The sequence below is a fragment of the Microvirga pakistanensis genome (assembly GCF_004458765.1).
Taxonomy (GTDB): domain Bacteria; phylum Pseudomonadota; class Alphaproteobacteria; order Rhizobiales; family Beijerinckiaceae; genus Microvirga; species Microvirga pakistanensis.
In genome coordinates this window covers 18,188-31,640 of sequence record NZ_SPJX01000267.1, presented here as the reverse complement: position 1 = coordinate 31,640, position 13,453 = coordinate 18,188, and the positions used below count along the sequence as shown (strand labels likewise).

At 64.8% G+C, this 13,453-nt stretch carries 14 protein-coding genes; 5 read left to right on the top strand and 9 right to left on the bottom strand.

What is annotated here, in order from left to right:
* Positions 1 to 5 precede the first annotated feature (5 nt).
* Positions 6 to 590: an orotate phosphoribosyltransferase gene (gene pyrE, locus E4K09_RS14965; RefSeq protein WP_134498309.1), complete on the top strand. Its 585-nt coding sequence runs from the start codon at positions 6 to 8 to the stop codon at positions 588 to 590.
* A 241-nt stretch (positions 591 to 831) separates the two neighbouring features.
* Positions 832 to 1,485 (top strand): LabA-like NYN domain-containing protein, encoded by a 654-nt coding sequence (locus tag E4K09_RS14960; RefSeq protein ID WP_134498307.1) that lies wholly within the window; start codon positions 832 to 834, stop codon positions 1,483 to 1,485.
* A gap of 63 nt (positions 1,486 to 1,548) precedes the next feature.
* On the opposite strand, the gene E4K09_RS14955 is transcribed toward E4K09_RS14960, so the two are convergent.
* The 3 genes from E4K09_RS14955 to dapA form a co-directional block, all read right to left on the bottom strand.
* The gene (locus tag E4K09_RS14955; protein WP_134498305.1) at positions 1,549 to 2,079 is read right to left on the bottom strand and encodes a glycine cleavage system transcriptional repressor; all 531 of its coding nucleotides are present in this window, start codon (positions 2,077 to 2,079) and stop codon (positions 1,549 to 1,551) included.
* Positions 2,080 to 2,184: 105 nt separating this feature from the next.
* A complete protein-coding gene (gene smpB, locus E4K09_RS14950) occupies positions 2,185 to 2,658 on the bottom strand; it encodes an SsrA-binding protein SmpB (protein WP_134498303.1) in 474 nt (157 codons plus the stop codon).
* Positions 2,659 to 2,665: 7 nt separating this feature from the next.
* Entirely contained in the window at positions 2,666 to 3,550 is an 885-nt protein-coding gene (gene dapA / locus E4K09_RS14945; protein WP_134498301.1) for a 4-hydroxy-tetrahydrodipicolinate synthase, read from the bottom strand.
* Positions 3,551 to 3,738: 188 nt separating this feature from the next.
* Between dapA and E4K09_RS14940 the strand changes: the two genes are divergently transcribed.
* Complete coding sequence (locus E4K09_RS14940) at positions 3,739 to 5,775, top strand: lytic transglycosylase domain-containing protein (RefSeq protein WP_134498299.1); 2,037 nt, start codon at positions 3,739 to 3,741, stop codon at positions 5,773 to 5,775.
* A gap of 52 nt (positions 5,776 to 5,827) precedes the next feature.
* Complete coding sequence (locus E4K09_RS14935) at positions 5,828 to 6,736, top strand: alpha/beta fold hydrolase (protein ID WP_134498297.1); 909 nt, start codon at positions 5,828 to 5,830, stop codon at positions 6,734 to 6,736.
* Positions 6,737 to 6,880: 144 nt separating this feature from the next.
* Here E4K09_RS14935 and E4K09_RS14930 read toward each other — a convergent pair whose 3' ends face one another.
* The 5 genes from E4K09_RS14930 to E4K09_RS14910 form a co-directional block, all read right to left on the bottom strand.
* On the bottom strand, positions 6,881 to 8,095 hold the full coding sequence (locus E4K09_RS14930) for a porin (protein ID WP_134498295.1): 1,215 nt from the start codon (positions 8,093 to 8,095) through the stop codon (positions 6,881 to 6,883).
* Between the two features lie 218 nt (positions 8,096 to 8,313).
* Positions 8,314 to 8,607, bottom strand: a complete 294-nt coding sequence (locus E4K09_RS14925) for a hypothetical protein (protein WP_193557293.1) — start codon at positions 8,605 to 8,607, stop codon at positions 8,314 to 8,316.
* Positions 8,608 to 8,716: 109 nt separating this feature from the next.
* Complete coding sequence (locus E4K09_RS14920) at positions 8,717 to 10,273, bottom strand: AMP-binding protein (protein ID WP_134498293.1); 1,557 nt, start codon at positions 10,271 to 10,273, stop codon at positions 8,717 to 8,719.
* Between the two features lie 22 nt (positions 10,274 to 10,295).
* Positions 10,296 to 10,802 (bottom strand): xanthine phosphoribosyltransferase, encoded by a 507-nt coding sequence (gene gpt / locus E4K09_RS14915; protein WP_134498291.1) that lies wholly within the window; start codon positions 10,800 to 10,802, stop codon positions 10,296 to 10,298.
* Positions 10,803 to 10,837: 35 nt separating this feature from the next.
* On the bottom strand, positions 10,838 to 11,584 hold the full coding sequence (locus tag E4K09_RS14910; protein ID WP_134498289.1) for a competence/damage-inducible protein A: 747 nt from the start codon (positions 11,582 to 11,584) through the stop codon (positions 10,838 to 10,840).
* A 120-nt stretch (positions 11,585 to 11,704) separates the two neighbouring features.
* Here E4K09_RS14910 and sfsA point away from each other — a divergent pair, with 120 nt between their 5' ends.
* Complete coding sequence (gene sfsA / locus E4K09_RS14905; RefSeq protein ID WP_134498391.1) at positions 11,705 to 12,454, top strand: DNA/RNA nuclease SfsA; 750 nt, start codon at positions 11,705 to 11,707, stop codon at positions 12,452 to 12,454.
* Positions 12,455 to 12,558: 104 nt separating this feature from the next.
* Here the strand turns inward: sfsA and E4K09_RS14900 are convergent, their stop codons facing one another.
* A complete protein-coding gene (locus E4K09_RS14900; protein WP_134498287.1) occupies positions 12,559 to 13,383 on the bottom strand; it encodes an FkbM family methyltransferase in 825 nt (274 codons plus the stop codon).
* Positions 13,384 to 13,453: the final 70 nt, after the last annotated feature.

Here is a 13,453-nt window from a genome sequence, read left to right as displayed (position 1 = left end):
GAGCCATGACCCCGAACGACGTCCTCGATGAATTCCGCTCCGCCGGCGCCTTGCTCGAGGGGCATTTCATCCTCTCGTCGGGGCTGCACAGCCCGGTCTTCCTGCAGAAGATGTTCGTGTTCCAGGATCCGGCCCGCACGGAGCGGGTCTGCCGGGCCCTCGCCGACAAGATCAAACAAGCCTTCGGGCCGGTCGATTACGTGGTCTCCCCGGCCGTGGGCGGAATCGTTCCGGGCTACGAGACCGCCCGGCATCTCGGCGCCAAGGCCATCTTCGTGGAACGCGAGAATGGCGTCTTCACCCTCCGGCGCGGCTTCACGATCCCCGAGGGCGCCCGGGTCGTTATGGTGGAGGACATCGTCACCACCGGCCTCTCCTCCCGGGAATGCCTGGCGGCTCTCAAGGAACATCCGGGGACGATCCTGGGTGCGGCCTGCCTGATCGACCGCTCCGGCGGCAAGGCGGACCTCGGCGCCCCTCTCGTCTCCCTGGTTCAGCTCGACATCCCGGCCTACGAACCGGACAAGCTGCCGCCGGAACTTGCCGCTCTTCCGGCGGTCAAACCGGGCAGCCGGAGCCTCAAAACATAAAAACTGTTTATTTTTCAACAGATGGCTTGACTGCCCTGTTTCCGCCACCTTGACTCTTTTCTTTTACTCGCCATTAAGTATTCGAACTTGTGGTTTTTACTCGTCTAAAGGGTTGATGGCAGCCTGTTCTCGGGAACATCCTGTTTTTATTGCGCAATCGTATTGCCCGCATAAATAATAGATGTCGCTCTGACCGATAGGCTTGTTATGCCGCCCAGGCAGACACAAAAAGAGAATACTTATGTCAGGCCAGCAGCGGATCGCGCTCTTCATTGATGGCGCCAACCTTTACGCTACTACGAAGACGCTTGGATTCGACATCGACTACAAGCGCCTCTTGAAGGAATTCCAGGGTCGCGGCACTCTTGTGCGTGCTTTCTACTATACGGCGCTTGTTGAAGATCAGGAATACTCTTCTATCCGCCCGCTGATCGACTGGCTCGACTACAACGGCTACCGGGTGGTCACGAAGCCGACTAAGGAATTCGTGGATTCAGCCGGCCGCCGGAAGGTGAAGGGCAACATGGATATCGAGCTCGCGATCGATGCGCTCGAGCTGTCCCCCTATATCGACCACATGATCCTCTTCTCCGGCGACGGCGATTTCCGCTCGCTGGTCGAGGCGATGCAGCGCCGGGGCGTGCGGGTGTCCGTGGTCTCCACCATCACCACGCAGCCTCCCATGGTCGCCGATGAGCTGCGCCGCCAGGCGGATGAGTTCCTGGACCTGTCGCAACTCGCCTCCCGCATCGGCCGCGACCCATCCGATCGCCAGCAGCGCCCCTCGGGCGAAGGCAATGACCGGGCGCGGCCGCAGCAGCAACAGCCACGGCACGGCGCGCTGGAGAGCCGGTACGGCATCCGCCAGGGCCAGGACGACGAGTTCGACGTTTAAGCGCCTTGCCTTCGAGGCGGAAGGCACGATGGCCGGGCCCGCCCGGCCATTTGTCATGCAGGCTCAGAGCGCTCCCGCCTCGACATCGCATTCGAGACCGAGCGCCCCGGCCGTGTTGCCGACGGTCGCAAGGCACGGACTAGCCTGGCTTTCCGGGATGAAGACCGCGAAACGGGTCACGTAGAGCCCGCCCTCCGCCTCTCCCAGCTTGCGGGCCTCCAGGCGCACGATGTTGGCGTCGTATTGCTTGAACACCTCGGCGAGCCGCGCCACGAGGCCGAGCTGATCGCCTCCGCTGATGGTGATGCGGTGCGTGACGCTGCCCGCCGGACCGGGGCTGGGGTCGAAAGCGTAGGGCACGGCCCGGACCTCCGCTCCATCGAGTTCCGGAAGCTGCTTGAGTCCTGCCTCGATGTCGCTCGCCTCCAGTCCCGAGGGCAGTTCGCACAAACCCACGAACTCCGCCCCGGATCCCAGGGCGGCAAAGGTCGTGTCCCTCAGGTTCACGCCGATGTTGAACAGGTGCTCCGCGATCGCGGCAACCAGCCCGACGCGGTCGGGACCGAGAACGGAAACGAGAGCCACGGATGCCATGCTGCTTCTCCCACGCGCAACGGGGGACTTAGCGCATCGTTCGGAAAAGTGGACCCGGTTTTCCGAACGATGCGCCCATAGGCAGTAGAGCGGGCCTTCGCCGTGTCAGCCCTTGTCGCGCATCAGGCGCGCCTTCTCCCGGTTCCAGGAACGTTCCTTCTCCGTCTCGCGCTTGTCGTGGAGCTTCTTGCCTCGTCCGAGGCCAAGCTCCACCTTCGCCCGCCCGCGATCGTTGAAGTAGATCTTGAGCGGAATCACCGTGAACCCCTCGCGCTGGGTCGCGCCGATGAGCTTGTCGATCTGCCGCTTGTGCAGCAGGAGGCGCCGCGGACGGCGCGTCTCGTGGTTGAAGCGGTTGGCCTGGAGATATTCCGGAATATAGGCGTTGAAGAGAAAGAACTCTTCGCCCGACGGCCCGGCATAGGCCTCGCCGATCGTGGCCTTTCCGGACCGCAGCGACTTGACCTCCGTGCCGGTGAGCGCGATCCCGGCCTCGTAGGTGTCGACGATCTCGTAATTGAACCGTGCCTTCCGGTTGTCCGCCACAACTCGGTTGGCGCTCTTGGGATCTTTGGACATCAGTTGTTCAAGCGTTGATCAGGCCCGCATGGACCATGGCTGAACGCACCGCCTGCTTCGTGCCCTCCGAGACCGGGATCAGTGGCAGGCGCACATCGTCCTGCATCAGGCCCAGAACGGACGCGGCATATTTCACGGGTGATGGGTTGGTCTCGAGGAACAGGTTGGTGTGGAGCGGCATGAGGCGGTCCTGCACCTTCAGGGCGGTGGCGTAGTCGCCCTTCAGGCAGGCCTCCTGCATCTCGGCGCACAGACGCGGAGCCACGTTGGAGGTAACGGAAATGCAGCCGTGCCCCCCATGGGCCATGAAGCCGAGGGCGGTCGCATCCTCGCCGGAGAGCTGGATGAAATCGGGGCCCATGACCTGGCGCTGCTGGCTGGCGCGGGCGAGATTCGCGGTGGCATCCTTCACGCCCGCGATGTTCTTGAGCTCGAACAGACGCGCCATCGTGTCGACCGACATGTCGATCACCGAGCGACCGGGGATGTTGTAGATGAAGATCGGGATCCCGATGGCGTCGTTGATGGCCTTGAAGTGCCGATAGAGCCCTTCCTGCGTGGGCTTGTTGTAGTAGGGCGTCACGATCAGAACCGCATCCGCGCCGACCTTCTCCGCATGCCTGGAGAAGCCGACGGCCTCCTCCGTGCTGTTGGAGCCCGCGCCCGCGATCACGGGAACCCTGCCCTTCGCCTCCTGTACACAGATTTCCACAACCCGGTCGTGTTCCTTGTGGCTGAGTGTCGGGCTTTCGCCCGTGGTGCCGACCGGGACCAGCCCATGGGTGCCCTGCTCGATCTGCCAGTTGATGAAGGCCCGGAAGGCGGCCTCATCCACGGCGCCGTCCTTGAAGGGGGTCACCAGAGCCGTGATGGAGCCTTTGAAGCGGGTCATGATAGTCCTCGAATAAGAAGCGGCAGATCCAGGGTGAACGGGTGGCTTTACACATAAGGGGTGCGGCCCATAGGCGCAAACGAACCTTTGGGAGGTTGTCCTAGCCCGGCACTTGGTGTTTCCTCAAGAGAAACGTCGCCATAACCGAGCGGCGACGACAAAACGGGGGTTAGCGGGTGAGCCTCACAATGCGCCGTTCGATGCGTCTCCTGGCGTCTGTCGCCGTGCTTCAATTGTCCGCCCTCACGGTTCATGCCGACGAGATGCCGGCCGGCTCTCCTGAAGCCACCACCCTCGAAAACTTCACGCCCCCGTCCAGGGCCATGGGAGACCTGGAACAGCTGCCGCTGATCTTCAAGGCCTACCGGGACAACGATCCGACCGAGGCCGCGGTGCTGAAATCGAAGCTCTCGGACCCGGCCGCGCAGGCGGTCGCGGAATGGTTCGCCATCCGCAGCGGCTTGCCCATCGGTTACGAGCGGATCATGGCCTTCCGGCAGGATTTTCCTGACTGGCCGATGACCACCCAGCTCCGCCGTCGCATGGAGACGACCTTCCTGGCCGAGCGGCGCTCGAACGCGCAGACCCGCGCCTTCTTCGACAAGCACCCTCCCGCGACTCCAGGCGGCCGGATTGCCCTCGGCCTCGCCCTCAAGGGCGACGGCCTCGACAAGGAAGCCGCGGACCTGATCCGCCGCGCCTGGCGGGAGGACACGTTCGGCAGCGAAACCGAGCGCCGCGTCCTCGATCGCTTCCCCGGCCTGCTCACCCAGGCCGATCACCGCTACCGCATGGAGCGCCATCTCCTGAAGGAGAACTGGGGCGCGGCGCTGCGCGCGGCCGGCTATGCCGGCAACGATCACGTCACCCTGGTCAAGGCGCGGATGGCTATCTTCCAGGGCAAGAAGAAGGCCGACAAGGCCTTCGCGGCGGTCCCGGCCTCGCTCAGGAGCGATCCGTCCTACCTGTTCTCCCGCGCTCTCCTGCAGCGCCGGAGCAAGAACCTGGCCGAGGCGGCGAAAATCCTCATGCAGGCTCCCCGGGATCCCGAGCTTCGCGCGGACGGGGACGAGTGGTGGGCCGAGCAGCGCCGCGTCGTCCGGGACCTGCTCGACAAGGGCGACGCGCAGACCGCCTACAACGTGGCCAACCACCACGCGGCGGAATCGCCCGCCGAGCAGATCGAAGCCGAGTTCCATGCGGGCTGGATCGCGCTTCGGTTCCTGAACGACCCGGCCGCGGCGGCCAAGCACTTCGCAACCGTGGCGGACACCGCCTCCACCCCGATCTCCCTGTCGCGGGTATCTTATTGGCAGGCGCGGGCGGCGGAGGCCGCGGGCGCGTCGGAGGACGCCAAGCTCTTCTATGCCCGTGCGGCGGACCACCCGACGACCTATTACGGCCAGCTCGCCCGCCAGAAGCTGGGCAAGGACGTCTCGCTGCGGTCGGTCGAGCCGCTGCGGGACGAGGAGCGCAAAGCCTTCGAGGCCCTCGTTCCGGTGCGGGCCGTGAACCTCCTGCACCAGGCGGGAGAGACGGAACTCGCCATCGGCCTCTACAGCGACCTCGCCCAGACGCTGACCGATCCCGGGCAGCTCGACGGCCTGGCGGCGCTTGCCACCTCGCAGCAGAACCCGCGCGCGGTTCTGGCCATCGGCAAGATCGCCTTGCAGCGAGGGTTCCCGCTCGATCATCATGCCTATCCGCTCGCGGCGATTCCGGATTTCGAGCGGGTCGGCGACGAGGTGGAGCCCGCCATGGTCTATGCCATCGCCCGGCAGGAAAGCGCCTTTAACCCGAAGGCCGTCTCGAGCGCGGGCGCGCGGGGCCTCATGCAGCTCATGCCCGCCACCGCCAAGCGCACCGCCCAGCGCTTCGGCGTCGATTTCGACCTGAAGCGCCTTGTGGAGGATCCCTCCTACAACGCAAAGATCGGGTCCGCCCATCTGGGCGAGCTGATGGAGGACTGGAAGGGGTCCTACATCCTCGCCTTCGCCTCCTACAACGCAGGCGGCGGCAACGTGAAGAAGTGGATCCGGGCCTATGGCGATCCGCGCAAGCCCCAGGTGGACATGATCGACTGGGTGGAGCGGATTCCCTTCTACGAGACCCGCAACTACGTGCAGCGGGTGATGGAGAACCTTCACGTCTACCGGGCGCGGCTGAAGGACAAGGCCGCCCCGCCCACGGGTGTCTCAGCGGATGCGACAAAGACCACCTATTGAGGCGGATCCTGCCGATCCGACCTCCTGGCGTGGCGTGTCCCAGGAGCATCCCATGAGCAGCACCTATCGGGATCTTTCCGTCACGGCCGCTGACGGCCTGCGTCTCCACGGGCGCGATTACGGCCCCGTGGAAGGAACCGCGCTGCCGGTCGTCTGCCTGCCAGGCCTCGCTCGACACTCCGAGGATTTCCACGCTCTCGCCGAGTCCCTCAGCACGGATGAGGAGCGCCCCCGCCGCGTGCTGGCGATCGATTACCGCGGACGCGGGCGCTCGGACTGGGATCCGGACTGGAGTCACTACGACATTGCCACCGAAATGAACGATCTTCTGCAGGTCCTGACGGTCGCCGGGATCGAGAAAGCCGTATTCGTCGGCACATCCCGGGGCGGGCTCATCACCATGGCCCTGAGCGCCACGAGGCCGTCGCTCCTGGCGGGCGCCGTCCTCAACGATGTCGGTCCCGTGGTCGAAACCAAGGGCCTGATGCGCATTCGCGGCTATGTCGGCAAGCTGCCGACCCCCGAGACGATGCAGGACGGCGCCGCCATTCTGAAGCAGCTCTCCGAAACCCAGTTTCCCGCCTTTGGGCAGGCGCAATGGGACAGCATGGCGAGGGGCACATGGCATGAAGCGAACGGCCGGCTGGTTCTCAGCTACGATCCGAATCTCATGAAACTTCTGGAAGGACTCAATCTCGGGTCCCCGATTCCGGATCTGTGGGACCTGTTTGGAGCATTGGCACCCTTCCCGGTTCTCGCCCTTCGCGGGGAGAACTCCGATCTCCTGTCCGTCGGCACGCTGGAGATGATGCGGGAGCGTCATCCAAGCCTGATGGCCGTCACAGTGCCCGGACAGGGCCACGCTCCTTTGCTGGAGGGACCACTCATTCAGTCGATCAAGGAGCTGATCGGCTGGACTGAGGCGGCCCGAAGCCTCAGCCGCTCGCCTGCGGGCCTCTGAACGCAAAGACCGCACATTCCCGTTTGTCCACCCGATAGGGGCGCTACCCCTGCGGGATCGCGTAGCCGGCGCGATCGTCGCCAACCAAAAAGAAAACCCCGGTGTTTCCACCGGGGCTTCCTTCAACCAACCGGGTCGAGCCGATTAGAAGTTGCGCTCGACGCGCAGACGACCCTGCCAAGCATCCTCATCCTCGCCCGTGGCGCGCGGGTCGAAGTTGGAGTAGAGAACCTCGACGCCGAGGTCGAGACCGGAGACCGGCGACCAGATCAGGTTCGTGCCGGCGCGCCACTCGGTGAAGTCGTTGACATCGAAGAGATCGCCGAACTCGACGCGAGCATACGAACCGAAGATGTTCTGACGGAGCTCAGGCGTCCAGTAGTGACGCAAACCAGCGGCGACTGACCAGCCCTTGGTTGTGTCGATCTCGCCGTCGGCGTCGTAGACGGCCTCAGGATCGCCGTCGAAGCCAAGGTAACCAATGGCACCGTCGGCGTAGGTGGCAGCGAACCACAGAGCATCGCCGGCGGCGAGCATCGGAACATTGAAGGTGCCCTGAGCCGTTACGGCGAAGCCGTACTCGGTGTCCGGCGTGTCGGCGCCGATTACGGTCGGATCGGCGAGGCCGCGGACTTGGTGCAGAGCACCGGCCACGGTGGCCGAGCCCCAGGTACCCGCGTAGGTCAGGGCGGCGACGACGTCGGGAGTGCGCTGACCGGCGACGCGGAAGTCTTCGACAACGCCATCCCCGAAGTCATAGCCGAGGAAGTCGCGGCCGGAATAGCGCCCCTCTTCGAGCGACAGGGTGGCAGAGAAGCCGTTGCCGAACGAGAAGGTGTAGGCCAGCATGTTGACGTTCGGCTGGTCGGACCAGCGGACCGTGCCGAAAACCTGGCTGTCAAGGTCGGGGTTGTCGAAGAAGGTCTGGGCGCGACCGGCGGTCAGGCCACCGAACTGCACGAAGGCTTGGTCGAGATCAGACCGGGCCGTGACGCCACCAGGAGTGTCAGCAAAGGCGCCGGTGTCGCGGTAGAGCTCCATGCGAACGAACGTGCGCAGCAGGCCATAAGCCGTGGCGGTGCGGGCGTCGAGCTGGATGCGGCCGCGAGCTCGGAAGCCGATCGCGTCGTCGGTGCGATCATCCGGCTCGACGTAGATGTAGTCAGCGCGGACACGGCCGCCGACGCGGAGGCAGGTTTCCGTGCCGGGAATGTAGAAGAAGCCTGAGCCGTAGGTGGAGCAGACGCGAACGTACTCAACAGGAGCGGCCTTTGCCACAGGAAGGTCAGCGGCCTGAGCCCCGGCAACAGCGGCGAGACCCGCGACGGATCCGAGGAGAAGGCTCTTAACGAGCTTCATGATGTATCTCCAAAACTATCAAAATGCGTGGGTCCAGCGACCCATGTGCAATCGTGACAATACCGTGTCCGACGATTCAGGCAACCTTCCCGCGCGACAGTTCTGCCCGCAGAATGCACCCGATGCACATTAAATAGGCAAACTACCGACCTTGTCGATCCTTTCTCAAGGAGTGTGTCATATTCCCAACACCCCAAAGCCTCCTGAGCGGAACCGGTTCAGTCATCGAAGATATCGATGTCTCTGCTGCGGCACCGATACCCAATCGGGCATTGCGGGGTGTCCCGGGTCGGAACGTAGGCGAGCTCCAGTCCCTCGTTGAACTCGCAGAAATTCCGATCGCGCACGAAACGGTCATAGGTGTAGGTGCCGGTGCTCAGAACGGCCGCGCCCCTTGAGAGGATGACCTGCTGGGCTTGACCGCAGGTGAGATTAAGGGTCGAGAGCCGTTGCTGCGCCTGTACGCTCGAACCACAGGCCAGGAAAACCAGGGCAACCACCATCCTTTTCATAACGCCATCCATCGCTGTCGCGCGTCCGGGACGCGGCTCTGATGGCGTGACAACGCGGAAACGTCGGCTTTGTTACGGGCTCCTGGGAGATCGATCCTAAGGCCGGCCGCTAAAGCATGGCCTGGAGGCGGCGCGCCATGTCCACCGTGGCCGGGTAGTCCGTCTTGCCCGACCCCAGAACAGGAATGCCGGAAACGAGGATCGCCTTCGGAACCCACAATTCGGGAAAACCCTGCTGCTGGGCATGCGCCAGGAGAATGTCCCGGTCCGCATCCGCCTTGTCGGTGACGAGGACGATCTGCTCCCCTTTGCGAGGGTCGGGCAACGCGACGACCACGTGGTTGAAATCGGGCCAGAGCTGCTGGATCGTCGCCTCGATGGCGGCCAGCGACACCATCTCGCCGCCGATCTTGGCGAAGCGCTTCGCCCGTCCCCGGATGGTGACGATGCCGTCCTCGACCGTGACGATGTCGCCCGTATCGTGCCAACCGTCCTGCGGTGGCTTGATCCCACCGGGGGCGGAGGGGTCGAGATAGCCCTTCATCACGTTGGGGCCGCGAACGTACAGGCGTCCTCCCTCGTGGATGCCCTCCACGGCCTCCAGGCGCCACTCGATCCCGGGCAGGATGAAACCGACGGATCCCGGGCGATTGAGGTCCGGAAGGTTCACGGCGATCACGGGCGAGCACTCGGTCGCCCCATATCCTTCGAGAATGACCGAGCCGTGCCGGGCCCAGAGCTTGCGCGTCTCCGGCTTCACATGCTCGGCGCCCGCGATCACGAGCCTCACGGTCGCCAGGTCGTTCTCGCCGGCGGCGCGGGCATAGCCCTGGAGGAAAGTGTCGGTGGCCAAAAGCACCGTGGCGCGGGTGCCGGCGATCAGTTTCGGGATCTGCTTGTAGTGAAGCGGGCTCGGATAGAGCACGGATTTCATGCCGTTGAGGACGGCCGTCAGGAGCCCCGCCGTCAGGCCGAAGGAATGGAAGATCGGCAGCGGATCGAAGAACACGTCGTCGGACCTGAGCGCATCGCCCGCCAGGGCCTTCACCTGATAGGCATTCGCCACGAGGTTGGCATTCGACAGCACGACGCCCTTCGGGACACCCTCCGAGCCGGAGGTGAAGAGCACGACGGCCGGATCGTCCGGGTTCACCCTCGCCCTGGCATGAACCCGGCGTGCCATCCAGGAATCGACGAGCCCGCGGAGCTTGTCGAGGCTGGTGAGCGCTCCGCGCACGTCCTCGAGCCACAGAACGCGGCGGCCCTCGCCCAGCTTTTCGACGATGTCGTCGAGCTTGCCCTGCTCCACGAAGCGGCGGGACGTGACGATGGTCCTAATCCCGGCGACCTCGCAGGCCGCCGTCAGGTTCTTGATTCCGGCCGTGAAGTTCAGGAAGGCCGGGATGCGCCCGAAGGCGTTCAGGCCGAACAGGGTCACGGCGATGGCCTGGACGTTCGGCAGCAGAACGCCGACGGTTTCCCGGTCCTCGGTCAGGCCCGCGAGCTTGCGCCCCATGACGAGCGACCCGAGCACGAGCCGGCCGAAGGTGATCGGCTGGCGTTCGAGATCCTCGAGCGCGACCTTGTTCCGCCCGAACTGGTCCCGGGCATCGAGGAGCGCCCCGAACAGGGTTTTGCGCGTCCGCGCCACATCGAATTCCGCCACGGGCGCTCCCTCGATCACTGGTTCAGCCGGCCGAGCCTTCGCGGATCGGGGCCTGATAGGCCAGCCCCATGTCCCACGGAAAATAGATCCAGGTATCCTGGCTGACTTCCGTGACGAAGGTGTCGATCAGCGGACGGCCGGCCGGCTTGGCGTAGACCGCGGCGAAATGGGCGTTCGGCAGCATGTCGCGCACGATCTTGGCCGTTTTGCCGGTATCGGTGAGATCGTCGATCACCAGGACCCCTTTGCCCTGGCCGTCCCCGATCGCCTTGATGGACGGGGCGATGTCCTTGAGCACCTGAAGCTCGCCCTGGTTCTTGTAATCGTGATAGCTCGCGATGCACACGCTCTCGATGAGGCGCAGGTCGAGCTCGCGGGCCACGATGGCAGCCGGCACCAGGCCGCCGCGGGTGATGCAGACGATCGCCTCGAATGGGCCGGCCGAAGCCAGGCGCCAGGCGAGTGCCCGGCAATCGCGATGGAACTGATCCCAGGAGACCGGGAAGGCTTTCGGAGAGGTGGGTGACATCGGTGAGCTCGCGTCGCTTCAGTGAAAGAGAGGGTTCAAAGGGGAGCCCGGTCGCCCTTCAGGCGGCCGAGCAGGTCGCGAATGGCGGCGGCGGCCTGCGCAACGGCGCCGGGATCCTTGCTCCGCACGACGATCTGGTTGCGGAAGCCGCTTGCCGAGAAGGACGGATAGGAGCCGATGGAGGTGTCCGGATGCGCGGCCGCGATCTGGCTCAGGCCCTCCGCATAGATGCCCTCGGCAAGGCCCTCCGCCTCGATGGTCTCGATGACCATGCGGGCGCCGGTCTGGAGCGTGGGCGCGATGTTGTCGAGCATCGCCTGCATGATCGAGGGCACCCCCGCCATGACGAAGACGTTGCCGATCCTGAAGCCCGGAGCCTTGGAGATCGGGTTCTCGATGAGATCGGCCCCATCGGGGATGCGGGCCATGCGCAGGCGCGCCTCGTTCAGCTCCTCCGGCTGATAGCGCTCCCGCAGCATGGCGACGGCGCGGGGATCGTGGCCGATGCCGACCCCGAAGGCCCTGGCCACACAATCCGCCGTGATGTCGTCATGGGTCGGGCCGATGCCCCCGGTCGTGAAAAGGTACGTGTAGCGGCTGCGCAGGGCGTTGACGGCGGAGACGATCTCCTCCTCCACATCCGGCACGATGCGTACCTCCCGCAGGTCGATCCCGATCCCGGTCAGGTACTCGGCGATATAGCCGATGTTCTTATCCTTGGTGCGGCCCGTGAGGATCTCATCGCCGATGATGAGAAGGGCGGCTGTGACGGAGACGGCCATGCGCTTCGATCCCTTTTGAGGGCCTTTAGCTTCAGAAACGGCAATTCTCAAGCAAGGGTTCAGTTGAAGACACGGCTTCTCCCCTGTTACGAGGAGCTTTCTTCAGAACAGATGGATCGAATGCGCTTCCAGGACCCCCTGCTCGAAGGCCGGCTCATCGAGCGTTACAAGCGATTTCTGGCCGATATCGCGCTCGAGTCCGGCGAGATCGTCACGGCTCATTGCGCCAACCCGGGCGCGATGATGGGCCTGAAGGAGCCCGGCAGCCGGGTGCTCCTCTCACGGGCCTCGAATCCGGCTCGAAAGCTCAAGTACAACTGGGAATTCGTGGAGGTGGCGGCCGGCGGCGGCCCCTTGCAGCTCATCGGCATCAACACCTCGCGCCCGAACCTCCTCGTGGCGGAGGCCCTGCGGGAGGGACGGCTTGCGCCCTTCGTGGGCTACGACCGCGTCCGGCCCGAGGTGAAATACGGCAGGAACAGCCGGGTGGACTTTCTCCTGGAGCGGGACGGCGAGCCGCCCTGCTACCTCGAGGTCAAGAACTGCCACCTGATGCGGGAGGCCGGGTTCGCGGAGTTCCCGGATTGCGTGGCCGCCCGCAGCGCCAAGCACCTCTACGAGCTCGCCGACATGGTCGCGGCCGGCGCCAGGGCCGCCCTCGTCTACGTGATCCAGATGGACGCCGACCGGTTCGACGTGGCCCGGGACATCGACCCGGCCTACGACAAGGCGTTCCGCCATGCCCTTGCGTCAGGCGTCGAGTCCTACGCCTATATCTGCCGGATCACTCCCGAGGAGATCACCATCGGCCGGCCGGTGGAGATCGTCACGCCGCACCCGTCGCGCCTTGCCGGTCATGGCCGGACTTGATCCGGCCATCCACGCCTTCCGAAACGCCACGTCCATGAGACGTGGATCCCCGGCACAAGGCCAGGGATGACGGGAGAAGGCCCGCGCAGAAGGAGGGCGGCCGCCTACGTCCGCTCGAAGACGAGGTTCATGCGGGTCCGGAGGGTCTGGCGATAGCCCTTCTCCGCCAAGAGCCTCGGCACGTCCACCTGCCAGCGATCCGGGACGTCGGGGATGATGAAGAGCGCCGGGTAGAGCGAGACAGGCGCGTCGCGGAAGAACGGATCGAGGATCAGGTCCTCGGCTCCTTCCACGTCGAGCTTGACCGCGTCGAGCCGGGCAAATCCCTCCCGCGTCACGAGATCGAGCAGGGTCACGGCCGGTACGCGGATCGTGTCCGTCTGGCTTGAATTCACGATCTTGAGGCTCGCCTCGCCCCTGTTGAGCGGATCGAGGAACAGGGTGAGTTCGCCGGTCTTGTCGGCGACCGCGCAATCGACCGCCTTGATCATGCCGAAGGGATTGAGCCGGATGTTGTGGATCAGCCGGTCGAAGATCTCCGGCTGCGGCTCGACCGCGAGAATCCGGGAGGACGGCGCTGCCTTCCTGGCCACCAGGAGCGCATACCAGCCCACGTTCGATCCCACGTCGATGAAGGTGAACCCTTCCCGGTTGCGGGCGGCGATGAGCTTGATCTCGTCCAGGTCGAAATATTGCGGCGTGAAGAGGATGCGCCGTTCGCAGACATTCTTGTGGGGAACGACCCGCATGCGCACCCCGAACGTCTCCAGGTCGATCGGCCGGTCCTTGAGCGACCTCATGACCACCCGTCGCAGCATCATGGCGATGCGGCGCCCCGCCCAGCTGCCCGGGAGACCGCGCGTGCGATCGATCACCCAACGGGTGAGACCTGAAGGCGCGTAGGTCCCGAAGGGACGGGGCTCATTCATTACGGAAGTTTCCAAAGCCGCCAAATCGGATGAACAGGGTTGCTCATGACACCCCTGAGGCTTATTCGCA

What these genes read in the sequence shown, in the direction of transcription:
- pyrE (WP_134498309.1), top strand. Translation starts at nt 6, where the DNA reads ATGACCCCGAACGACGTCCTCGATGAATTCCGCTCCGCCGGCGCCTTG.
- E4K09_RS14960 (WP_134498307.1), top strand. Translation starts at nt 832, where the DNA reads ATGTCAGGCCAGCAGCGGATCGCGCTCTTCATTGATGGCGCCAACCTT.
- E4K09_RS14955 (WP_134498305.1), bottom strand. Translation starts at nt 2,079, where the DNA reads ATGGCATCCGTGGCTCTCGTTTCCGTTCTCGGTCCCGACCGCGTCGGG.
- smpB (WP_134498303.1), bottom strand. Translation starts at nt 2,658, where the DNA reads ATGTCCAAAGATCCCAAGAGCGCCAACCGAGTTGTGGCGGACAACCGG.
- dapA (WP_134498301.1), bottom strand. Translation starts at nt 3,550, where the DNA reads ATGACCCGCTTCAAAGGCTCCATCACGGCTCTGGTGACCCCCTTCAAG.
- E4K09_RS14940 (WP_134498299.1), top strand. Translation starts at nt 3,739, where the DNA reads ATGCGCCGTTCGATGCGTCTCCTGGCGTCTGTCGCCGTGCTTCAATTG.
- E4K09_RS14935 (WP_134498297.1), top strand. Translation starts at nt 5,828, where the DNA reads ATGAGCAGCACCTATCGGGATCTTTCCGTCACGGCCGCTGACGGCCTG.
- E4K09_RS14930 (WP_134498295.1), bottom strand. Translation starts at nt 8,095, where the DNA reads ATGAAGCTCGTTAAGAGCCTTCTCCTCGGATCCGTCGCGGGTCTCGCC.
- E4K09_RS14925 (WP_193557293.1), bottom strand. Translation starts at nt 8,607, where the DNA reads ATGAAAAGGATGGTGGTTGCCCTGGTTTTCCTGGCCTGTGGTTCGAGC.
- gpt (WP_134498291.1), bottom strand. Translation starts at nt 10,802, where the DNA reads ATGTCACCCACCTCTCCGAAAGCCTTCCCGGTCTCCTGGGATCAGTTC.
- E4K09_RS14910 (WP_134498289.1), bottom strand. Translation starts at nt 11,584, where the DNA reads ATGGCCGTCTCCGTCACAGCCGCCCTTCTCATCATCGGCGATGAGATC.
- sfsA (WP_134498391.1), top strand. Translation starts at nt 11,705, where the DNA reads ATGCGCTTCCAGGACCCCCTGCTCGAAGGCCGGCTCATCGAGCGTTAC.
- E4K09_RS14900 (WP_134498287.1), bottom strand. Translation starts at nt 13,383, where the DNA reads ATGAATGAGCCCCGTCCCTTCGGGACCTACGCGCCTTCAGGTCTCACC.